The sequence below is a fragment of the Bacillus sp. AP50 genome, from assembly GCF_040492675.1.
Classification (GTDB): Bacteria; Bacillota; Bacilli; order Bacillales; family Bacillaceae_G; genus Bacillus_A; species Bacillus_A cereus.
This window is the reverse complement of sequence record NZ_JBEUTW010000030.1, coordinates 1-21,478: the sequence shown is the minus strand read 5'-3', so window position 1 is coordinate 21,478 and position 21,478 is coordinate 1. Positions and strand designations below refer to the sequence as shown.

Below are 21,478 nucleotides of genomic sequence, written 5' to 3'. Positions count from 1 at the left end.
ATATAAATGGATGTGTAAAACTTTGTAAAAATAATGTAATAATATGCAATCTATTTTCAGAAAGTTTTATACAATTTTTATATTAAACTATTAAGTTATAAAAGGGAGCGAGAATATGTTACCAAATACGGTTCGTACTCCAAACAAGAAGAAGAAATGGATTATTATTGGGGTTATTGCACTAATTGTTATTGTAGCGGCAATTAATATTTTTGTTATGCAAGGTAAGAAGAAGGGTGCATCAACAAATGCTGATGCTGTAAGTTTTGAGAAAGTGACAGAGCGTAAGCTGAATAATACGAAGTTAATTTCTGGTCAGGTGAAGCCTGGTAATATTGAAAGCTTCTATGCAGATCCGGCCAAAGGGAAAGTGAAAGATATTGAGGTAAAAGAAGGGCAAGAGGTAGAAAAAGGTACGAAGTTATTCTCTTATGATAATGAAGAGATTAATCTTCAAATGAAGCAAGCTGAGCTTGATCAGAAGATGGCAGATATGCGTTACGATCAAGGGAAAAAGAAGATTGATTCGTTGAAGAAAGAAATTAAGAAGGCGAAAGATAGCGGAGCTGGGAAAGAAGTAACAGATCCGATGGACGAGCAAGTAAACGAGTTAGAGATAGGGCAAAAAACAATTGACCTTGAGAAAGAAAAAGGAAAGTTGCAGAAAGAAGAGTTAAGTAAGAAGCAGAAAGAACTTACGATTTATAGTAATTTCGCTGGTGTTGTTCAAAAGTTAGATAAAGATGCGGCACAAGGCTCATCTCAAGCGTTAGGTGGTCAAGGAAAAGCGTTTTTACAAGTAGCTTCTAAAGATCCATTCCAAGTTCAAGGTACGTTAACTGAGCTTCAGAAGTCACAAATTCAAAAAGATCAAACATTCACTGTAACGGCGAAAGCAAATAATAAGAAGAAGTGGACAGGTAAGATTACAGAGGTAAGTGAGTTCCCAACAAGTGCAGAGATGGCGCAAGCTGGCGGCATGGGTGAAGCAACTCAAAATATGTCTCAATATACATATAAAGCAAGTCTTGATAGCCAAGACGGTTTATCTCCAGGTTACCACGTTTCTCTGCAAGTAAACTTAGAGAATAAGAAGATGATTGCTGTCCCAAGTAAGAGCATTGTAGCAAAAGGCGATGATGCATTTGTTTATGTTGAGGATAAAGGTAAGCTTCGTAAACAAAATGTGAAAAAAGGTTCTACTGATGGGGACTGGACAGAGGTTGTAGAAGGCGTAACAGTGGGGCAAAAGGTGGTTAAAAATCCTTCCGACGATGTGTATGACGGAATGGAAGTGAAAGAGAAATGATTACGTTAAATAATATTGCTAAAACGTATTATCAAGGAAAGTTGGCAGTGCCGATTTTGCACGGTATTAGTTTAACGATTCAGAGCGGTGAGTTCGTTTCGATTATGGGACCGTCTGGCTCTGGTAAGTCGACGCTTATGAATATTATCGGTTGTTTAGATCGTCCAACAGAAGGCGAATATATGCTGAATGACGTGAATATCTTAACAGCAGACGAGTCAAAGCTTGCTTTAATTCGTAATGAATATATTGGCTTTGTATTCCAGCATTTTAATTTACTGCCTCGTCTTTCAGCAGTGGAAAATGTTGAGCTTCCGCTCGTATATGGTGGCGTGAAGAAAGCAGAGCGTCGCAAGCGTGCTTTGGAGGCGCTAGGTAAAGTTGGATTGGCAGATCGCGTGCATCATTTACCAAATGAGTTATCAGGTGGACAGAAGCAGCGTGTAGCGATTGCAAGAGCGATTGCAAATAATCCAACGTTTATTATGGCCGATGAACCGACTGGTGCACTTGATACGAAGTCTGGTGAGCAAGTTATGAATATTTTCACGAAGCTTAATGCAGAAGGTACGACGATTGTTATGGTTACGCATGAAGAGGAAGTGGCAGCGTATTCTTCCCGCCGCATTGTACTGCGAGACGGGAAAGTTACAGAAGATAGAAGGTGTGCGGTATGAGTTTACTAGATAGTATAAAAATTGCCTTATCTTCTATTTTAGCTCATAAACTGCGTTCAGCTCTTACGATGCTGGGTATTATTATCGGGGTAGGTTCGATTATTACTGTCGTTGCAATTGGGCAAGGCGGGGAAGCGATGTTGAAATCAAAATTCGCAGGTTCTGGTGGTAATAACCTTATGCCAATTCAATTTAAAGCAGATATTAATGATGAATTTGCTATAGGTGGATTTGAAATACCGAAGTTAACGGAAGAGGATATTTTGGAAGTAAAACAAGTGAAAGATGTTTCACACGTTATTACAACAAATTCGACAACAGAGACACTTGATGTAAATGATAAAAAAGCAAGGCTGAATGTTATTGGACTTGATAATGAATATTTTGCGGTTAATAAAGTAAAGGTTGTAAAGGGCCGCTCCTTAAATGAATCAGATATTTCTCACGCGAATAACGTTGTGATGATTAGCACAAAAACAGAGGAAACGTTATTTAAGGACGTAAACCCAGTTGGACAAATTATTGAGATGAAGGGACAGCCAATGCAAATTATTGGTGTGTATACATCAGATAATGAATTTATGGGATTTGAAATGGAAGAAGCGTTAATTCCTCTTACGTTATGGCCTGTTTTATACGGGACAGATGATATTCAAAATATCGCAATTCAAGCTAAAAATGTAGACAATTTAGAAGCAGCAGGGAAACGAGCTGTTGATGTATTAAATAGTCGTAAGCCAAGTGAAATCCCAGGTAAATATGAACTGGTGAATTTAAAAGAACTCCAAGAAAATGTTTCTAAAGTAACTAGCATCATGACGATGATTATCGGTGGTATCGCTGGTATTTCATTAGTCGTTGGTGGTATTGGTGTTATGAATATCATGCTCGTATCTGTAACGGAGCGTACGCGCGAAATTGGGATACGTAAAGCGCTTGGAGCAACGCGTAGTAAAATTTTATTACAGTTTTTAATTGAAGCTGTTATGTTAACACTTTTAGGTGGTTTAATCGGAATTGGTCTTGGGTATGGCGGAGCATATATCGTTTCTACATTCGCAAAATGGCCACCGCTCGTTTCGTGGGAAGTTGTCGTTGGAGGCGTACTGTTCTCGATGACACTCGGTATTATTTTCGGATTAATTCCAGCAAATAAAGCTGCGAAATTAGATCCAATTGAAGCATTGCGTTATGAGTAATTAATAGTGTAGTAGAACTACACATTACCGTCCTAGTGGGCGGTTCGTAGCCTCTATATGGGGAAGTGAACCGCCCGTTAGAACGGGTTATATAAATAGAAGGAGGCGTTATAATGGAAGCTAATATTAATACGCAAGATGTAGGTGCGAAGAAGCCATCATTATTAGGAATGATTACTTCTCCAAGTGAGCAGTTTGAGAGAATGAAGACGAGTAATGCAGTTTGGGGTGCATTTTGGCTACTTGTTTTAATAGCTGGGCTTGTTGGGGGATTTGCTGCTTATGTATATTCTCTAACACCTGAAGCAATTAAGCTTAATAAGGAATTAGGTGTTACTGTTTCAGCTGCAATGACATATGGTATGGGATTTGGGGTAATTGCTATTAGTATGGCATTTGTCTTTCTACTTAGTGCCGTGGTGTATAAAGTGTTAATGGTATTTATAAGCAATGATACTTCTTATAAAAAATTATTAGCGATTACTGTATATTCAAGTGTTATTTCATTACTAGGTTTATTAATAAATACGATTTTAGCATATATTTTAGGTGGATCAGGTCAAGAAATGTACACTGGCCTAGAGCCAATTTTTGCTTCAAGTAGTGGTGTTGTAAAAGGCATTGTAAGTAAATTTGAAGTGTTTACAATTTGGGGATATGCAGTTACATGGCTAGGTCTTCAAATTACAGCAGGTTTAACTAAAAAGCAGGCAACAATTATTACTATTGTTTTCTTTGTTTTAACTCTTGGAATGGGCGCTTTACAAGGTATGTTCCAATAAGGAAATAAAATAGAAAGGTGGCTCTTTCAAGAGTCACCTTTTTTATTTTTACCCCTATTTCAAATACCACCAACAAAATTTCAAATACTATCTAGTGTAATTTCAAATTCCGTCGGTAGTATTTGAAATTACTCACAGTGAAATCTTTTCTTTATTTTTATATTGTGAAGGTACCGCGGAATACTAGAAAGGTATACCTTTTAGAAACGGGTACTGTGTGAAGCCAGCGACTTTTAAAGAGGCAGTTGTTTTGTATGAAGGGATGATTGTAAATCAAATAAAGAAATTAGGTATTCGTAAAGATTATGAAGAGTATTATCAATGTGGTTTAATTGGTCTTTGGTATGCGTATGAAAGGTATGATGCAGAGAAAGGGAGTTTTCCCGCATATGCAGTTGTAACGGTGCGAGGTTATATATTAGAGAGATTGAAGAAAGAGTTCGCAGTGCAGGAGAGGTGTGTATGTGTAGGAGAGTATGAGGATATCTTTCATTTTGAAGATGTTGAAATAAGAGTGAAGGATTTTATGAGTGTGTTAGACGAGAAGGAGAAGTATATTATTTTTGAACGTTTTTTTGTAGGGAAGACGATGGGAGAAATCGCTTTAGAGACGGAAATGACATATTATCAAGTAAGATGGATGTATCGGCAAGCAATCGAGAAAATGCGGGATAGTGTAAAAGGATAAAAATAGAAAATAGAATGGAAGGTAAGGTAAGGAAATACTACCTTCCATTCTATTTGTTATTAAGGTGATGAATCTTGCATGTTCATTTGGGATAATACATATCCAGCTTTCCATAATTGCTGGCTTAACTTATGGGGACTAATTTGTATCGTTACGGTAGCTCCGTTTGAAAAATGAATTTTAGCTCGTTTAGCTTTTTTGAAAAACTCTATTGTATGAACATGTTTGAAGAAAAGCCAAATACAATTTGGAGAAGCAGGAGATTCTGTTGGGAAAGCACAAATATATTCTCTATGATTGATCGGAATTGGAACGTTTTGTTTGAATTTAAATTTTGTTTTTACAGCATTACGTCTCCCTTGATAAGTAGAATGAATATTTGTTAGACAAGATTTCTGTATAAGTTGGAGAGCAGTTTGACAGGAGTAAAGATGGTTTCCGCTACTGTCGATAATTTTTGTACGGTAATAAGGGTGTTTACATGGTTCAAGCATCATTGTAGAACTAGAAATAAAAATGTTGTTTTCATTATCCATAATTCTATAGCCTCCCTTATAATTTTCATTCCGAATATAATTATATATAAATTAAGTAAATTTACTGTTAATATTCTATTTCATATTGTAAATTTTGGCTATTCGTTTACAATCAATAGGTGATAGTCTTTCTAATTTGCATCGCTTGTACATATATATGAAAATAGAAAAGAGTAGGCGGTGATATAGTATGAAGAAAAAGTATATTATTATGGCTTTAGTTGTCGTTCTCCTAGTATATTTAGCAAACAGTAATCCGAGTAAGGGAGAATATACAGAATGGGCAGCGAAGCAGTTTATGAAGCGTAATGATGTGAGTAAGAAGCTAGATGAAGTTCAAAAAGAGAATGAAGAGGGTCTTCTTGGCGACTTGGCATCGGCCGGTAAAAAGTTAGCCAAAAAGTATGTTGAGCCACAAGTTGGGTTATTAATTGATCATTATACGAAGCGAAATGATTATATATTCTTCTCAACATATACGACTGAGTTTGATATAGGGGAAGAACATTATAAGTATGTATGCGTCGGTTTTTCAAAGATTTTTATCCCGATTGAAATGCCGAAGAAAAAAGACGAATCTGCAAAATGATGCAGATTCGTCTTTTTCATTTTATAGAGTAATGGGAACTTCAGATACATTTTTTTCTACAAGGCGAGCTCCCTTTTTTCTTGTATTTTCATCAATGGATGAAAATACAGATGAGGCAAGGATTGTATCCATTACTTGATTTGCGACTTGTGCATCGATTGGTGTGATGGGCGTATCGATAGAAAAAACGACTGTTTTTCCATCTTCCTTCGCGAAAATCAACTCTAGTACTTGCATGTGTTATTCCCTCCTTTGTATTTATCCCGCTATTTACGGGATTTGGGTCTGCCGGTTAAATTGCGGGCTAATAATCAGCGGGGATGAATAAAATCCCCACTGATCTGAGTTTTACTTTATAGTTTAGAAAGATCTGATGTGCTTACAAGTTGTACAGCGTGAAGCGGTGATGCTTGTAAGGAAGCTAGAGCATGAGCTACATTGTGTACTTGATCTAAGCTCGCATTTGTTTTAACACGTTTAAATTGTTTGCTCTTGAAAACTGTTTTGCCGTTCTTCTCTAATCCGTTGTTTAAGACAAGACGTAAAGTTAAATCCATTACGATTGTTTCAATTGCCATGTGTATCACCTCCTTTCACTTTATAAATAGGATGCAAATGTCATGTTTTGGCGTGAAATTTTTTCTTTTTTTTGGTACCCTTAAAAGATTAAGAGAGGAGAATTCTGGATAATGAATCGTAAATGGTTATTTTGGATTCCTGTATTACTATGGATGGGGCTGATTTTCTATTCTTCGGCACAACCATATAAAAAGCAGGATATGCGTTCAGATATTGAACAATATGTAAATGTTGAATTTGTGAAAGAGCATTTTTCATGGGTATCTATCGATTATGGTGGAGGAACCCCTGTTAGTATTGCGAATAAAGGTGTAGGCGGATTTATTGAGTTTTTCCTTCGTAAAGGTGCTCATTTTATGGTGTTCTTTATGCTAGGTTCATTGATTTATTACGCTTTTCATCGATCAGGTTATTCGAGGAAAAGATGTTTTATATATGCCCTTCTTTTCGTTGCGGGTTATGCAACATTTGATGAAATTCACCAATGGTATACGGGAGACCGTACACCAATGTGGCAAGATTCATTGCTTGATACGTGCGGCGGGTTAACGGGGATTATAATAAGTAATTGGTTTTGGAATAGAAAAAAGCGCTAATCTCATTTCGAGATTAGCGCTTTTTTTGCGGGTAGTAAAACTCTACGTGATTGGCCTAATTAAAGTTTCACTTTATCCCGCATTAACGGGCAGTAAGATCCCCACCTCAAAATTCAGTGAAAGTAAAAAAGTTAGGTGGGGGGCGGGTTGCCTGTAAAAGCCAGATTGGTGAGGGCTGATAATCAGTTGGAGATGAACAAAACCCCCACTGATTCAAGTTTCACTTTATACACCGAGTAATTCTTTTAGTTCGTCTGTTGATAGTTCAGTCATCCAACTATCGCTTGTGATGACTGCATTGTTTAGAGATTGTTTTCTTTCTAGCATTTCATCAATTTTTTCTTCTAATGTTCCTGTTGTAATGAGTTTGTGAACATGAACAAATCGTTTTTGACCAATGCGATATGCGCGGTCTGTTGCTTGATTTTCCACAGCTGGATTCCACCAACGATCGTAGTGAATGACATGGTTGGCAGCGGTTAAGTTTAATCCTGTTCCGCCAGCTTTTAAGGATAAGATGAAAATGTCATACGTTCCGTTTTGGAACTCCTCAATCATCTTGTCGCGATCTTTTTTCGGTACACTACCGTTTAAGAAGAGGACACGCTGGCCGAATTTTTCTTCTAGCACACGTTTTAGCATGTTCCCCATGCCGATATATTGAGTGAAGATGAGGCAACTTTCATTTTGATCTTTTATATTTTCTATGAGCTCCATTAACGTTTTTGTTTTCATAGAGCGTTCAACGACATTTTGTGGCTCTTCTTCTTTTAAATAAAGAGCTGGATGATTACAAATTTGTTTTAGCTTGTTCAGCATAAGTAATATAAAGCCGCGTCTTTCAATTCCACTTAATCCTTCGACATTTTGCAGTGTATCTTGAACAAGTTGTTCATATAAGGAAGCTTGTTCACCAGTAAGAGGACAGTAAGCTTTTTGTTCTTGTTTATCTGGTAAATTTAATGCGACTGTTTGATCTTTCTTCGTTCGGCGCAGTAAAAATGGTGAGATAAACCGTTGAACTTGCTGGATTTTTTCTTCATCACGATCCTTTTCAATTGGTGTGACGAAGCGGCGTTGGAATTGCCCTAAGCTTCCGAGATATCCATGATTAATAAAGTCGAAAATGGACCAAAGTTCAGCGAGGCGATTTTCCATCGGTGTACCAGTTAAAGCGATTTTGTGATTTGCTTGCAAGTTTCGTACTGCTTTCGACTGTTTCGTATGTGGGTTCTTAATATTTTGTGCTTCATCCAAAATAACAGCATCCCAGCATAATGAAGTTAGTTCTTCCTCATCGAGTTGAGCCAATGCATAAGATGTTAATACAACATCTGCTGATTGAAGGAAATCTTCAAAAGAATTGCCCTTATCTCTATTACTTCCGTAATGTAATTGAACACGTAAATTCGGTGCGAAACGCTCAAATTCTTTTTGCCAATTTCCAAGAACAGATGTCGGCGCTACGATTAATGCAGGGCCTGTTTTGAGATTGTTTTCTTTTATATATAGTAAGTAAGAGATTGTTTGAATACTTTTCCCGAGTCCCATATCGTCAGCTAGCAATGCTCCAAATCCAAGCTTTCGTAAATATAATAACCATTCAATGCCGTGTTGTTGATACGGACGAAGTGTTGCGTTTAGTGAAGTAGGGACATCTACTTTTGGAATATCTCCAATATGAAGCAGCTTTTGGAATAGTTCCTCATAATATCCATCTAGTTCGATTTCAATATCAGTAAACGGACTATCATCTTCTACAATTTCTGTTTCAGCCGTATTTGATAAATGTTGCTGCAGGACATCTTTCATCTCTAGTCCGTATTTATCGGCACGGTTCATGAGTTTCCTTACTTCTTCGATAAAGGCTGGATCTAGTCGCATCCATTGACCGTTTATATTGAATAGACGTTTATTTTGTTCAACGAGTTCGAAAAATTCGCTTTCTGATAAATCAATGCCGTTCGTCGAAATGCGCCAATCAAAATTAACGAGCGTATTCATACCGAAGAACGATTGTGTTTGTGCTGTATTTTGCTTCAGATGGACACGTAATTTCGGTTTTGTTGCTTTTAAATTTTGCCACCATGATGGTAGTAAAATTGTAATACCGGCTGCAAGTAACTCGTCGCTTGCTTCTGTTAAGAAGTTCCACGCTTCTGTTTCAAAGAGTTCATTTCGGAACGTATCTCCTTCTTTTAACCACGGTATGAGTTTACTAAAACCTTCTTGTGTTTCTGTAATCCGTTCTTCGTAATCGTGCCATCTTTTCGGTAAGGAATCGATGTTTTCATATACATATATGCGATGCGCCCCGCGCTTTGGTGTCACAATTGTTTCAAGCTTCCACATTTCAAATTCTTCTTGTGGTTCTTGTAGTCTTAGTCCGATTGTAAACGGAAGATCATCTTCAATATAACCAATTTTCCGAAGCCAATCTTCTTCATGTAGTGCTGTTTCCAGTTGTCTTTTCGTAAAGTCATAATGTTCATATAGTCTTTTAGCATCTTCCCAGCCGTCATTTGAGCGGTTGTCTTGTAATATGCTTTCATTTACTGCTGCTGAGAAAAGCGATGCTAATGTGTCATCTTCAATTGGTGTATTTTGAACTTTCCAAGATGGTTGTTTAGGCCAATGATTCATATCTGGTACGAAACTACCACTCGTAAAGGCATCCCATAGTTCATTTGCATCTTTCGTAAGTGCTGTAATCGTGCCGTTTATTTGAATATGTGCAAAGGAATTCATCGGTTTGTTTGCAATGTATTCAAAGGCTTGTGCATTTGTTAGCAGCACACCTTGTTTTCCTTCGAAGGTTGCTTCTTTTAGAAACGTACCGTAGAAAGAAGTGGAGTGCCATGTGAATGCATTTCGTTTCCAACTTGTTACGGATAATGGAGTACCGCTGTCATCTTCTCCCCAAAGGAACCAACCTTGACTAACATGCTGGAGCCTAATTGTTACTTCAGTTTGATTGATCATCGATTAATTTTCCTTTCCGTAATTCCTCTTGTAGTGCACGCAGACGTGAATGGAGATTGGCGATGTGAATAATGAAAGCATCCCATTCATCGGTGCGTTTTAATCGTTTATATAATGTACGTAATTTCTTTAAGTAACGAACTGCACGTTTATATGATTTACGATTTCGTTCTTCAATCGCCTCTACAGCAGCAAGATGGTAAAGAGGAAGTGCCACTTCTGGCGCTTCTTTTTCAATATCTTTCAGTGGCTCTTTCAACAGTTCAATTGCCTCAAATCCATATAAGAGATGAAGCTCTGCCCATGTGCGATACTGTTTTTTCGCGAGTACGTACTGTTCGTAGTTTGTGAAACTATACGGTAATAGTTCTTGTAAAATCATTTCAAAACCAGCTTGTTCATTTGTATGTGTTGCGTATGTTTCATACATGATTACAAATAGCCGAACGATATCTTTTATGAAAATCGTATTTTCGTGATCTTGGATCGTTTTCTTTACTTGTTTATACGTAAAGGAAAGCCAGTTTTTTGCACGATCCCATTGCATGGCACTTAATAGTTCTTCTAACCAATAGAAGTATAGACTCACAACAGAAGCAGGTTGTTTCTTTAGTAAGTCCATCGCTAGTAAATCTTCATCATTTAAAAAGAGAAGATGAGAAGACGCTAATGCTTTGGATAGTGGATTGATTTTCGTATCGATTCGTTTTTCTTCCTCTTGTATGTTCTCTTTATTGTTTAAAAGTTCACTCCATATGTGACGATAAATGAAAAATCGCTCTTGCGTATAAGCATCGGTAGAGAAGAATACTTCATGAACGAGACGAGCTGTTTCTTGCAAAATTATTTCAGACTCTGAAGGAATCGCTTCTGATTGTAAGTCCCGAACGATGGATTCCACTTTATCGACAAATAGGCGAATGACATTAACAGGTTGGTGATAAGAATACGTTTTGTTTGCTTCGAATGCCTGAATTTCTTCTAATAATTTTTGAAAGCAGTAAATTGCTGCATGTAACCTGAATAATTCATGTATGGCGATGACGCGCGGAGCTTTCCGCTCAAGCTTCGTATAGAAATCTGTAAAGATACTCATAAGAAAATACATTTGTTTATAAGTAAGGCGAGCTTGTTCTTTTTTAAATGATTCATATTCTTTTTCAAAATATGATTCCCAACTTTTATAATCCGTTTCTTCAAAAGCTGATGATTGCAATACTTGTCTTGCAGTTCTAATAGGAGGAAGGGAAGGTTTCGTATTATTTTTAAATAAAGTTAATACATCTCCTACTTGCCCGAAACTAGATGCTGCAGATAGTAATACAGCGAGCATATGCTCACATTGTGTTGGTGCGAAGCAATCACAATAACTTTCAGCGACATTACGAATCGGAATATGAACGCTATATACGTTGCCTTCCGCATCTACAGTTCCTGACAGTGTATAACCATCAAAGTCAACGTTGTAGACAACACCACTACGATATAGGTGCCGAGCTGTAGCGACATGTTCCTGATCAGCTGTTTGCTGTGGATCTAGTCCTTGAACGAACTCATTCGCAATCATCATAATTTCATCTTTCGTAATTGAGTGTTGCAGCATAATATTCCTCCGTACACATATTTCTTTCCTTTACCATTATAAACAAAAAATGCTCAAAACAGAAAAAATGAAATTTGGATTACATAACTTGAAAATCATGGTAATATATAAAATGTTAATTTCATATATGAATATATACGTATAGGAGGAGAAATAATTTGTCAGATTTACAGACGAAGTTAGGTAGTGGAATGAATAAGTTACAAGAAGGAATAGAACAAGGGAAAATGAAGTTGCAAGTTGCACAAGAAATTGCTCAATTGAAAAAGGGAATGCAAGTGCAAATGCAGAAAAAAGCAGAGGTTCTATTAGAGGTTGGGCAGCAAGTGTATGTTCAATTAAGAGGAAGTGGAGTAAATGAAGCGAGCTTAAAAGAAATGATTGCTCCAGTTCAAGAATTTGATGTAGCTATTTATCAAGCAAGAAAGCGCATTGTTGAATTGCAAAAACAACAAGGTGAAAAAGCTACATGTGAATGTGGTGGACCTTTATCAATAAATGATAAGTTTTGTGGTTCGTGTGGAAAACCTAACCCGATGTTAGCAGTAGAAAATGAAGGTGAAACGGTAAATTGTATTTCATGTAATGAGCATATCGATAAAAACTCTACTTACTGTCCAGTTTGTGGAATTAAGCAAAGTGGGGAGTGAATTAAATGTATTGTCGCACATGTGGAAAACAACATGGTGAAGAAGTAAATTATTGCCCAAATGAAGGTAGTATGGAGATTGCAGGAGCTATAGATGCAGTAACATTAGAAAAAGATACTGCAAAATACTGCAAAGGTTGTGGCAGTGAAAATGCTCAAAAAAATTTATATTGTCAAAAGTGCGGGTATTCTTTATCTGTTGTGAAGAAAAAAGAACAATCTGTAAAATTGCCTACAATGGATGGTGCTCCTAAAGTTGAATTTAAAGCAGATAAAGCCGTTTTACAAAAAGGTTTTATTGGTGGGGCTGTTGCAAGTATTCTCATGTTAATTGCTGGTTGGATTGGTAGTTTATTATTTGCTTCTATGTTAAGTGAGATGTTTAGCAAATTTGCGAAAGAATTAGAAATGTTGCCAAGTTTTTATTCGAGTGCAACTTCTACGATGTTAAGTTACCATTTACTTGGTTTTACAGCTAACGATGATAGTGGGTTGATATTTTCTTTATCTTGGCATACTCCATTTACATTATTATTAATCATTCCATTTATTATTTTCGTTGGTACAGGAATTTGGTTAGGGAAACAGCATGTTGCGAAAACGATTAAAGATCAAATCTTTATGGCAGCAACAGTTGGTATTATTTATGGCGTCTTTTTATTCATTATAAGTTTTATAGCATCACAATCTTTTGCAATTCCATTCTCAGAAGCAGGTAAGATTACGGTTGGCTATTCAGCGATTAAGAGTTTATTGAGTGGTTTTGTATGTGGGACATTATTTACCTTATTAGGATTTATTGCTCATACAAGCAAAAACAATATGGCAGTAGCATTTCAAGAGTTAATGCCATATGGAGCGTCTGTGTATTACGGTGTTTCAGCTATGATAAAAGGACTTTTAGTAACAGCGGTAGCGGTTTGTATTATGGCGTTAGTAAGTAAGGAAGACGGTATTGAACCATTAAAAGAAATAACAACTTTAAAATCTGAAAGTACATTATTAGCATTAGAGTTAACACCTCAATTATGGAGTATGGCTCATTTTGCGCCGTTAGAAGTATCAAGTCCAGCACTTAGTAAAGAATTTACTAGAATTGGTAAGAAATCAAATACATATGAGAGCACGCTATCGTTTTCATTTATATCAGGCGTCTCTGTAAATGGCGTAGAGCTTAGAGAGATATTGATTTCAAAAGGAGCAAATGAGGAAAGCCTTGCAGAATTTGATAAAGTGAATAACGTATTCCATTATGGTTTATTACTGCTTATTATTCCATTGTTCTTTATGTTTAGAGCGGGAAGAAAGTTAGCTAAATTACCGACTGCCAATATATATATTACATTAGCGGTATGCAGTGGTTCTTACACAATTATGATGATTGTAATGAATATGATTTCTAAGTTCCAAATTAATGTTTCAGGAACGGTAACAGGTTTATTTGGAACAAGTGGGACGGTATTATCTATGCAAAATTCATTTATATATTTAACTTTGTTTAGCTTGATTGTGACATATGTAGCGGCATTTGCTGGAATGAAATTAGCTAAAAAATAGGAGGAGAGCACGTTGAAGTTTTGTGGAACATGTAAAAAGAACGTTGCAGACCATTTGAACTTTTGTCCGGAGTGTGGGAGTAAAGTAGAAGTAATCGTTGATAACACTGCTGCTTCATATACAGAATTACAAAGCGAGACAAAATCAGTGAAAAGTAAGAAAAATTTATTTTTGATCATTGGTTTTGCTGTTATTGCTGCATTATTATTTGGGGCATATAAATTTGGAGCATATAAGTTTTCAAAAGAAAAGCAAGTAAATGTAATGATTGAAGCATTCCAAAAGAAAGATATTAATGCAATTGATGAGTTTGTAAAAGCGAATGATTCAAGCTTAAAGATTAAGACAGAGGATATTAAAGCGTACATGCGTTATTTAAAAGAGAATCCTTCTTACAACAAACAATTACTGTCTTATTTACAGAAAGAGACAGTAGATCAGAAGTTAACTAAAGATAAATCTTCATTTAAGGACGGGGAAATAGTAGAAGAGGGAAAAGAGTGGTTCTTATATCCAAAGTATAAGTTTAGCATGAAATCTTATTATATGAGCATTAGTACAACTGCAAAAAATGCAGAAATACATGTGAATGACAAAAAAGAAACAGAGCTTTCTAGTGATAAAACTTCGAAAGAGTTGGGGCCATACTTCCCAGGTACATATGTTGTAAAGGCAACGGCGAAGACAGAACTGACTGAATTAGAAACAGAGAAAGAAGTAGATTTAGCGGATGAACAGAGCGAGAAGGTGAAAGTGGATTTATCGCTTGAAGGTAAGTATGTAAGCATTTCTTCTGATGAAAGTGATGCAACTGTATTTGTGAATGGGAAAAAACGTGGAAAATTAAATTATGGAAGTTATAAGCTTGGCCCTGTATCCACAGATGAAACAGTAGAAGTACATTTAGAGAAAACTACTGATTTTGGTGTGATGAAATCTGAAAGTGTTAAAATTGGAGACCAAAGCACGTATTACTTAAAATTCCCGAAAGAAACATCAAGTTCAGCAGTGGGCGAATTTGTAAGAAATCATATTTATGATAACGTACGTGCAATTTCATTAAATGATTTTAGTTTAATTGAAAATAATTATGATAAGAGCGGGAAATCGTATAAGGAAGACCGTGATTATATACAGTATTTACACAAAAAAGGAATTACAGAAGACTTATTAGCGATGGAAGTTCGTAATGTAGAGCGTCAAAGTGATACGAAATATAAAGTAACGACATATGAAGAGTATCATATTCGTTACGGTGATGGATCTGTGAAGTTCAAAAGTTTTAATAACGAACATATTGTAACCGTGAATGGAAATGGAAAGATGTTGTATCATTCTCTTGGTGCAAATAATACTTTGAAATCAGAAGATGTATCTGGTCCAACTCGTTAATATGAGAGAAGCTGTTCAATATTTGAACAGCTTCTTTTTTGTAGCTAAATCGATATTTCGTGTCGAACCGTTGATATATCGTAAGTTATGATAGATATAATTGAAAAATCGTTGATATATTTTTTACAATTATGAGTGTGTTTCCTTTAATATTTCTTGTACATATGGATCATGTAATATCTGCTCTATAATTGGTAACATGTTTTGTTCAAATGGAATGTCGATAGGAAATGGCTTTTGAGAGCCTGGTTTTATTCCATATTGCACAATTTTGTAATGTGTATTGTTTTCAGACTTGAGCACAATTAACTTATAGCGGTTATCATCGCCAGCGAGTGAGAAATCAATAGACGTAGCGTTATATGTTACTTCATCTTTATATATGTACGGTTTTGGCGTACCAATCCAGTCTACTTTTGCTTGTACATTCATGGGCATAGCCTCCTTATATGTATTATAAATAAATAAAAGCCAGCTCTCAATAAAGAGAACCGGCTTGTAATTTAGCAGTCATTGGTTATTTTAAAATTTTCACTTTAACAGTTTTGCGTCCCCATTTTTGAGCAGCGCTATCTGATCCAAGTAAGATATCAATACGGTTACCTTTAATTGCACCACCAGTATCTCCAGCGATAGCTTCTCCGTAACCTTCTACCCATACTTTAGATCCTAATGGGATTACTTTCGGGTCAACAGCGATCATTTTCATGTTTGGATTCGCAGTTAAATCATGACCCATTGCAGTTAATACACGGCCGCCATATGTGCCACCGTTTTCGCTCGGGTGAGCTGTATATGCTGTAGCTACAACTGTTAACTCACGACCACCAGAAGGTGTGTTAGTTTCAGCAGCTTTTACAGCAGGCTTAGCAGCTGGTTTTGCTTGTGCTGCAGGTGCTTGAGCCTTAGCTGGTGCTTCAGCTTTAGCAGGAGCAGTTGTTTCTTGTTTCTCAATTACAGGTGCTGTACCTGTTAAGAAAGGAACATGAACATAAGCTGTTTTCCCGTTATATTCAAATTGTAACCACTCATTTTGTACTTGGTTCGTTGTTTCGATTACATCGTCTTTCTTCAACTTTCCAAGAACCTCTGAGTTTGTGTTCGCTTCAGCACGTACGTTTAATACGTTAGCTGTTACGTAGTAGATGCTTTTTGTGAACTCTGCACTTACGAATGCGTCTTTACCGTTTAAAGTAACTTTTGACCATCCGTTCTCTGTATTTTGTACATCTATTTTATTACCGTTTAGTAATTTACCGACAACTTTTGATTCCGTAGTATGGTTTTCGCGTACGTTTAGTACGTCTGTTGTTACAACAGTTTCTGCATTAGCAGATGATGTGAAAATCCCAAGACCAAAAACTGCTGCTGTTGCTATACCAATTAATTTTTTCATGATAGCCTCCATTGCGTTTGTTTTCGTGTCCTCATTATAGCAACAGATTTTTTCGGATTTGGGGAAAACACACAATTACAAACCATTCGTAATAAGTCGTTAATATCCTGTAATATAACAAAAAATATAGGAAAGCGTTTTTCATTCTATATGACTCATAGGTTTCTAGTTATATTCAAAATATTTAATACAACATGTTTTTTTCGACGTAAATAAAAATATTACAGGAATGTTACATGATGTTTACTAAACGATTACATTCCTTGAGTATTTTACCGTTTTATGGGTAATATAGTTATATAAACATAAACATTTTGTTTGTGAAGCTATAAACACGTGCTATATACTAGCAAAAAAACCGCATAATTGTTACAAAACGAAAGGGTTGCAAGGAAGAAATTTGCCCTTTTTTACATATGTAACACATCCTTTTTTAGGAAAATACATTCCTATCCGCGTTTTTCTCACACAATTTGACAGCAGTATTTCTAACTTGTAGCTCTTGCAGAGTGAAAAGGTTATACGAAAGGTAAGGCTGTCCATAAGAATTCGAATTGGTGAAGGTGAAAGTAAGAAAATCACCGCAAAATTATAGTTTTCTATCCGATTTTACATATCGGAATTTATGTTATTTACAAAAGCGAAACCTACGAAGGGGGATTTGATGAGGAAACTGACAAAAACATTCATCGTTTCATTAACATTATGTATTGCATTTACAATTTGGGGGATTATTCCCGAATCTATTATTGGAAAAGGTAGTTTAGGAAATGTAACAACCGCAATTCAAACTGCATTAGTTAGTAAGTTCGGCTGGTTTTATATTATTTCCGTTTCTATTATTTTAGGTGTGTCTATCTTTTTAATTGTTTCGAAATACGGTTCTATTCGTTTAGGTAAAGATGATGACGAACCTGATTATAGTTACATGACATGGTTTGCTATGCTATTTAGTGCTGGTATGGGTATCGGCTTAGTTTTCTGGGGCGTTGCTGAACCATTAAACCATTTATACGCACCTCCGTTTGGAGAAGGTGCAACTGAGGAAAGTGCGCGTCTTGCACTGCGTTTTTCATTTTTCCATTGGGGATTACATCCTTGGGGACTATATGCGTTTGTAGCGTTATGTATTGCTTACTTTACCTTTAGAAAAGGAAAAGCAAGTACGATTAGTGCGACAGTAGGTCCGTTATTTAAGGGCGGGGAACACGGACGTATCGCTCATTCATTTGATGTGTTAGCTGTTTTTGCAACTGTGTTTGGTGTTGCAACGTCATTAGGTCTCGGTGCAAAACAAATTGCAGGTGGTGTTAGCTATTTAACATCTATCCCAAATTCATTAACGACACAGTTAGTTATTATTGCAATCGTAACAGTATTATTTATGTTATCTGCGCAAACAGGTCTTGATAAAGGAATTAAATATTTAAGTAATACGAACATTATTTTTGCGTTTGCACTTATGATTATTGTATTATTTGCGGGTCCAACAAACTTTATTATGAATTACTTCACTTCAACAATCGGTTCTTACATTCAGGAATTACCAAGCATGAGCTTCCGTTTAAGTCCATTAGACGAAGGTGGAAACCAATGGATTCAATCGTGGACAATTTTCTATTGGGCATGGTGGATTGCATGGTCACCATTCGTAGGTACGTTTATTGCTCGTGTTTCACGAGGACGTACAATTCGTGAGTTTGTAATCGGTGTGTTACTTGTGCCGACCGTAATTGGTGCACTTTGGTTCTCTGTTTTCGGCGGAACAGGTATTCATATGGAGCTGTTTGGTGATGCACATATCTTCGAAAAAGTGAAAGAGATGGGAACAGAAGTAGGGTTATTCGCTATGTTCGATCAGATGGGCAGCTTTGGATCAGCTTTATCAGTTTTAGGTATTTTACTTATTGCAACATTCTTTATTACATCTGCAGACTCTGCAACATTCGTTTTAGGGATGTTAACGACACATGGTAGTTTAAACCCACCAAATCGTATTAAAATGATTTGGGGTATCGTTCTAGCCGCGATAGCTTCTACGCTATTATATATTGGCGGATTAGAAGCCTTACAAACGGCAGCTATCATTGCAGCATTCCCGTTCGTCTTTGTTATTTTCTTTATGATGGCAGCATTATTTAAAGAGTTACAAAAAGAAGGACGTATGAAGCGTCATTAATAATAGAAGGAAAAGAGCTGATTTCATATCAGCTCTTTTTTTATCCCTCTATTTGCTGAGCAGTAAGAACCCCACCTCAAAATTCAGCAAAAGCAAATAAATCGAGCTGCTTGTAAAAGCCCGATTGGTGATGGCTAATGAAAGTTTCACTTTATATAGAAGGAATTTGAAATGCGGGTAGAGGAAATAAAATACTTTACCATATAAGTAGTATGCCTTTTATACGAAGAAAAAACGATAGGTTTCGACAATATTCGATCCCTTACGAATTCTATTCATATTTTTGACAAAAAATTGTCGGAAATGTGTTGTCACGTTTATATATATGTGCTATATTATTTCCTGTAAGCGATTTCAAATAGTTTTAAAGCGCATTCAAGGGGGACATCTAGAATAATGAAACGTTACGAAAGAAAGTGGAAGCATATTTGTTTGAAACGTGTGGCACATCGTAGTGTCCAAGAAAGCACGGAACCTAAGACTGAAACGCGCAAAGAACAGCAAGAGAAGCAATTGGTTCTACAAAAATAGCAATCACTTTTTCGTATATAAATGAAGGTCGATCGTTCGTTGGGGGATGGACGTGAAATTACTTTCAGCTAAGGGGTATTGTCTGATATATAATTTATACGGCAATAAATAAGCACAGAGCATACGGCGCTCTGTGCTTATTTTTATTATTTATCTTTTTTAAATCGAACTGTTTTATCCCAGCCAATGACTTGTTTCTTGCTCTTTGCACGTAAGTATAAGATTAAGCTACGAATAAATAAGTACGTAAAGAGCTGTGCGTACGTAAAGTACATAATAACGCTAATAAAAATATTAGTCGGTGTAAAGGTTCGTTCGACACTCTGGGCACTAAATAATTGAGAAACATATGTAATATATGCGACATACCACATAAATAGTAGCGGAATGCTATATTGAATTTGGAATATCCCGAGTAGCCCAATTACAAACCAAACGTTCGAAATGATTAGGAATAGCCAAAATACAACATACACTAGAACTTGTTGTAAGGAATGAACAAGCAGCTTTCCTTTAAAGAAACTTAATGATGAGAACATTTTTTCTAAAATATATAAATTTCCTTGGAGCCAACGTGTACGTTGTTTAATAAGAATTTTTAAATGCTCTGGTTCTTGTTCCCAAGTAACTGATTCTGGGACGATTGGTAAGAGATAACCTTTTTGTGTAATTCGTAATGTTAATTCAGCATCTTCTGCAATTGCGTAAGGGTCATAGCCACCAAGCTCTTCTAGTGCGGAGCGACGAAGAAGCATGTTTGTTCCTGTCAGCGAGCCCGTTTGGAATAGTAACCAGCGTCCAGATTGCATAAGGAGCTGGAAGATTTGGAATTCTAGCGAAATCATTCGCGTCAACCAGTTTCTTTTTTCGTTTACTGTACGAACGTGTCCAACAGCTCCAACAGCATCTTCAGTTGTTTCAGCGTGTTCTACAAGCATTCGCAGTGCGTGTGGTTCAGGTTGGTTATCTGCATCGTAAACACAGAAGTACTCACCATCTGAAATACTAAGCCCATAGTTTAGTACACGTGATTTACCCTTCGGTTCACCGGGAGGAACACGAATATGACGAATATGAGCATAAGCTTTGTCGAAATCATCTCCGATTTCAGGTGTTTCATCTTGAGAGTTATCATTTAATAAATAAATAGTTAGCTTTCCTGGATATTCAATCTTTGCCATCGCCTCTAAAGTATCTTTAATAACGACGCCTTCATTATGGGCAGGTATGAAAATATCGACGCTCGGATAATGTTCTAGCGTACGATCTTTTCGTTTACTATTTCGGTGAATTAAGCCCGCGATTGTTAAGAAAGAGTAGTAAACGAGTAAGCCAGAGAATAGAAAGGCCGTAAAAATAAGTACATATTTAATTGAAAATGTGATACTAATCCAAAAAACGAGTACGCAAAACAGAAGGAATAAAAGAAGTATAACGAGAGTCATCATAACAGTGTCTGTCCTTTGTTTCCAATTTGCTCGCGTGAAATTTTTATATCTTTGATTGCTTCAGCAGCAAGCCATTGCTCCATTTTTGGTTTTAGGCGGTTCATTACAATGTCAGCACCAGCTTCATTTGTGTTTTGTAATAAAATAACTAGCGTATTATTATCATATTCAGCAGCAAGGTCAAAATCATTCCTTACCGTTTCAACTAATAAAGAAGCTACACGGTCCATAACACTTTCCTTTGTATATTTACTAAAGGAAGTGAAATCAAAGTAAACAATAATGCCTGTTTCATTACGACGATTCATTGCAGTCGTTAATAACGCTTGGCGTCTCTCGAATTCTTGTCTTGTTAGTAATTTGGATTCTCCAATATATTGTTCCAATGTTCTCACACGCTCAGTTAAAGCTTTATTTTCATGAATCACTTTTTTCAATAGGTGAGTTGTTATATATACAATGAAGAAGTTAGCTGCCATCAGGAAGTGGGTAATCATATATTGCCATTGATCTGATGTACTCCATAAGTGAAGCCATGCTTGATAGAACAAATAAAATACGGAAATAATGGTTCCTAGTATGAAGAAAACAAATGCTGTTTTGTCAGCTGAAAATAAGAATAGTACATTTACGATTACGTATATTATTGTAAAAATGAGAGCATGCTCATATTTCGTCACATATACAGTAGTAAAATAAAATACAATTTGTAAAGTCCACATAGAGAGGATTTTATAGAACTTATCTTTCACAAAACTTTCCTCCTTAAAGCTATTTCATCAATAG

The 21,478-nt window shown here is 36.3% G+C and carries 20 protein-coding genes; 11 read left to right on the top strand and 9 right to left on the bottom strand.

Going from position 1 to position 21,478, the window contains the following annotated elements:
- Positions 1 to 115 precede the first annotated feature (115 nt).
- The 5 genes from ABWK52_RS04270 (at position 116) to ABWK52_RS04250 (ending at position 4,655) form a co-directional block, all read left to right on the top strand.
- Positions 116 to 1,309, top strand: a complete 1,194-nt coding sequence (locus tag ABWK52_RS04270; protein ID WP_000937314.1) for an efflux RND transporter periplasmic adaptor subunit — start codon at positions 116 to 118, stop codon at positions 1,307 to 1,309.
- The gene (locus ABWK52_RS04265) at positions 1,306 to 1,986 is read left to right on the top strand and encodes an ABC transporter ATP-binding protein (RefSeq protein ID WP_000631626.1); all 681 of its coding nucleotides are present in this window, start codon (positions 1,306 to 1,308) and stop codon (positions 1,984 to 1,986) included. The genes ABWK52_RS04270 and ABWK52_RS04265 overlap by 4 nt, the downstream gene beginning before the upstream one ends.
- The gene (locus tag ABWK52_RS04260; protein ID WP_000054354.1) at positions 1,983 to 3,185 is read left to right on the top strand and encodes an ABC transporter permease; all 1,203 of its coding nucleotides are present in this window, start codon (positions 1,983 to 1,985) and stop codon (positions 3,183 to 3,185) included. Before ABWK52_RS04265 ends, ABWK52_RS04260 begins: the two co-directional genes overlap by 4 nt.
- 113 nt (positions 3,186 to 3,298) lie before the next feature.
- The gene (locus tag ABWK52_RS04255; protein ID WP_044584993.1) at positions 3,299 to 3,967 is read left to right on the top strand and encodes a Yip1 family protein; all 669 of its coding nucleotides are present in this window, start codon (positions 3,299 to 3,301) and stop codon (positions 3,965 to 3,967) included.
- Between the two features lie 217 nt (positions 3,968 to 4,184).
- Positions 4,185 to 4,655, top strand: coding sequence for a sigma-70 family RNA polymerase sigma factor (locus tag ABWK52_RS04250; protein ID WP_002197020.1), 471 nt, complete (start codon positions 4,185 to 4,187; stop codon positions 4,653 to 4,655).
- 59 nt (positions 4,656 to 4,714) lie between these two features.
- On the opposite strand, the gene ABWK52_RS04245 is transcribed toward ABWK52_RS04250, so the two are convergent.
- Positions 4,715 to 5,191, bottom strand: a complete 477-nt coding sequence (locus ABWK52_RS04245) for a competence protein ComK (protein WP_000368312.1) — start codon at positions 5,189 to 5,191, stop codon at positions 4,715 to 4,717.
- A 190-nt stretch (positions 5,192 to 5,381) separates the two neighbouring features.
- On the opposite strand from ABWK52_RS04245, the gene ABWK52_RS04240 reads away from it, so the two are divergent.
- A complete protein-coding gene (locus ABWK52_RS04240) occupies positions 5,382 to 5,780 on the top strand; it encodes a DUF4359 domain-containing protein (RefSeq protein WP_000731405.1) in 399 nt (132 codons plus the stop codon).
- 21 nt (positions 5,781 to 5,801) lie between these two features.
- On the opposite strand, the gene ABWK52_RS04235 is transcribed toward ABWK52_RS04240, so the two are convergent.
- Complete coding sequence (locus ABWK52_RS04235) at positions 5,802 to 6,017, bottom strand: DUF2922 domain-containing protein (RefSeq protein ID WP_098312798.1); 216 nt, start codon at positions 6,015 to 6,017, stop codon at positions 5,802 to 5,804.
- A 116-nt stretch (positions 6,018 to 6,133) separates the two neighbouring features.
- The gene (locus tag ABWK52_RS04230; RefSeq protein WP_098541806.1) at positions 6,134 to 6,358 is read right to left on the bottom strand and encodes a DUF1659 domain-containing protein; all 225 of its coding nucleotides are present in this window, start codon (positions 6,356 to 6,358) and stop codon (positions 6,134 to 6,136) included.
- Positions 6,359 to 6,469: 111 nt separating this feature from the next.
- Between ABWK52_RS04230 and ABWK52_RS04225 the strand changes: the two genes are divergently transcribed.
- Complete coding sequence (locus ABWK52_RS04225; protein WP_001080709.1) at positions 6,470 to 6,955, top strand: VanZ family protein; 486 nt, start codon at positions 6,470 to 6,472, stop codon at positions 6,953 to 6,955.
- A gap of 225 nt (positions 6,956 to 7,180) precedes the next feature.
- Here the strand turns inward: ABWK52_RS04225 and ABWK52_RS04220 are convergent, their stop codons facing one another.
- Positions 7,181 to 9,937: a DEAD/DEAH box helicase gene (locus ABWK52_RS04220; protein WP_098541808.1), complete on the bottom strand. Its 2,757-nt coding sequence runs from the start codon at positions 9,935 to 9,937 to the stop codon at positions 7,181 to 7,183.
- On the bottom strand, positions 9,921 to 11,540 hold the full coding sequence (locus tag ABWK52_RS04215) for an SWIM zinc finger family protein (protein ID WP_000939133.1): 1,620 nt from the start codon (positions 11,538 to 11,540) through the stop codon (positions 9,921 to 9,923). The genes ABWK52_RS04220 and ABWK52_RS04215 overlap by 17 nt, the downstream gene beginning before the upstream one ends.
- A gap of 158 nt (positions 11,541 to 11,698) precedes the next feature.
- On the opposite strand from ABWK52_RS04215, the gene ABWK52_RS04210 reads away from it, so the two are divergent.
- The 3 genes from ABWK52_RS04210 to ABWK52_RS04200 are packed head-to-tail and all read left to right on the top strand — an operon-like array spanning position 11,699 to position 15,138.
- Positions 11,699 to 12,190 carry a zinc ribbon domain-containing protein gene (locus ABWK52_RS04210; protein WP_001281753.1) on the top strand — a complete coding sequence of 164 codons (492 nt, stop codon included), beginning with the start codon at positions 11,699 to 11,701 and terminating at the stop codon, positions 12,188 to 12,190.
- 5 nt (positions 12,191 to 12,195) lie between these two features.
- Complete coding sequence (locus ABWK52_RS04205) at positions 12,196 to 13,746, top strand: zinc ribbon domain-containing protein (protein WP_044796210.1); 1,551 nt, start codon at positions 12,196 to 12,198, stop codon at positions 13,744 to 13,746.
- Between the two features lie 12 nt (positions 13,747 to 13,758).
- A complete protein-coding gene (locus tag ABWK52_RS04200) occupies positions 13,759 to 15,138 on the top strand; it encodes a zinc ribbon domain-containing protein (RefSeq protein WP_000666897.1) in 1,380 nt (459 codons plus the stop codon).
- 129 nt (positions 15,139 to 15,267) lie between these two features.
- On the opposite strand, the gene ABWK52_RS04195 is transcribed toward ABWK52_RS04200, so the two are convergent.
- Entirely contained in the window at positions 15,268 to 15,570 is a 303-nt protein-coding gene (locus ABWK52_RS04195; RefSeq protein WP_001102540.1) for a DUF3910 family protein, read from the bottom strand.
- A gap of 85 nt (positions 15,571 to 15,655) precedes the next feature.
- Positions 15,656 to 16,534, bottom strand: a complete 879-nt coding sequence (locus ABWK52_RS04190; RefSeq protein ID WP_353771877.1) for a cell wall-binding protein EntA — start codon at positions 16,532 to 16,534, stop codon at positions 15,656 to 15,658.
- A 664-nt stretch (positions 16,535 to 17,198) separates the two neighbouring features.
- Between ABWK52_RS04190 and opuD the strand changes: the two genes are divergently transcribed.
- Positions 17,199 to 18,713 (top strand): glycine betaine transporter OpuD, encoded by a 1,515-nt coding sequence (gene opuD, locus ABWK52_RS04185; RefSeq protein WP_001230117.1) that lies wholly within the window; start codon positions 17,199 to 17,201, stop codon positions 18,711 to 18,713.
- Positions 18,714 to 19,390: 677 nt separating this feature from the next.
- Here the strand turns inward: opuD and ABWK52_RS04180 are convergent.
- Together ABWK52_RS04180 and ABWK52_RS04175 are read right to left on the bottom strand one after the other, a co-directional pair.
- Positions 19,391 to 20,692: a glycosyltransferase family 2 protein gene (locus ABWK52_RS04180; RefSeq protein WP_000988751.1), complete on the bottom strand. Its 1,302-nt coding sequence runs from the start codon at positions 20,690 to 20,692 to the stop codon at positions 19,391 to 19,393.
- Positions 20,689 to 21,444 (bottom strand): dGTP triphosphohydrolase, encoded by a 756-nt coding sequence (locus ABWK52_RS04175; RefSeq protein ID WP_353771876.1) that lies wholly within the window; start codon positions 21,442 to 21,444, stop codon positions 20,689 to 20,691. Before ABWK52_RS04175 ends, ABWK52_RS04180 begins: the two co-directional genes overlap by 4 nt.
- Positions 21,445 to 21,478: the final 34 nt, after the last annotated feature.

Excerpts from the sequence above, each read along its gene's own strand:
- ABWK52_RS04235 (WP_098312798.1), bottom strand. The coding sequence starts at position 6,017 with ATGCAAGTACTAGAGTTGATTTTCGCGAAGGAAGATGGAAAAACAGTC.
- ABWK52_RS04240 (WP_000731405.1), top strand. The coding sequence starts at position 5,382 with ATGAAGAAAAAGTATATTATTATGGCTTTAGTTGTCGTTCTCCTAGTA.
- ABWK52_RS04260 (WP_000054354.1), top strand. The coding sequence starts at position 1,983 with ATGAGTTTACTAGATAGTATAAAAATTGCCTTATCTTCTATTTTAGCT.
- ABWK52_RS04225 (WP_001080709.1), top strand. The coding sequence starts at position 6,470 with ATGAATCGTAAATGGTTATTTTGGATTCCTGTATTACTATGGATGGGG.
- ABWK52_RS04255 (WP_044584993.1), top strand. The coding sequence starts at position 3,299 with ATGGAAGCTAATATTAATACGCAAGATGTAGGTGCGAAGAAGCCATCA.
- ABWK52_RS04220 (WP_098541808.1), bottom strand. The coding sequence starts at position 9,937 with ATGATCAATCAAACTGAAGTAACAATTAGGCTCCAGCATGTTAGTCAA.
- ABWK52_RS04190 (WP_353771877.1), bottom strand. The coding sequence starts at position 16,534 with ATGAAAAAATTAATTGGTATAGCAACAGCAGCAGTTTTTGGTCTTGGG.
- ABWK52_RS04205 (WP_044796210.1), top strand. The coding sequence starts at position 12,196 with ATGTATTGTCGCACATGTGGAAAACAACATGGTGAAGAAGTAAATTAT.
- ABWK52_RS04270 (WP_000937314.1), top strand. The coding sequence starts at position 116 with ATGTTACCAAATACGGTTCGTACTCCAAACAAGAAGAAGAAATGGATT.
- ABWK52_RS04215 (WP_000939133.1), bottom strand. The coding sequence starts at position 11,540 with ATGCTGCAACACTCAATTACGAAAGATGAAATTATGATGATTGCGAAT.
- ABWK52_RS04230 (WP_098541806.1), bottom strand. The coding sequence starts at position 6,358 with ATGGCAATTGAAACAATCGTAATGGATTTAACTTTACGTCTTGTCTTA.
- ABWK52_RS04265 (WP_000631626.1), top strand. The coding sequence starts at position 1,306 with ATGATTACGTTAAATAATATTGCTAAAACGTATTATCAAGGAAAGTTG.
- opuD (WP_001230117.1), top strand. The coding sequence starts at position 17,199 with ATGAGGAAACTGACAAAAACATTCATCGTTTCATTAACATTATGTATT.
- ABWK52_RS04195 (WP_001102540.1), bottom strand. The coding sequence starts at position 15,570 with ATGAATGTACAAGCAAAAGTAGACTGGATTGGTACGCCAAAACCGTAC.
- ABWK52_RS04180 (WP_000988751.1), bottom strand. The coding sequence starts at position 20,692 with ATGATGACTCTCGTTATACTTCTTTTATTCCTTCTGTTTTGCGTACTC.
- ABWK52_RS04245 (WP_000368312.1), bottom strand. The coding sequence starts at position 5,191 with ATGGATAATGAAAACAACATTTTTATTTCTAGTTCTACAATGATGCTT.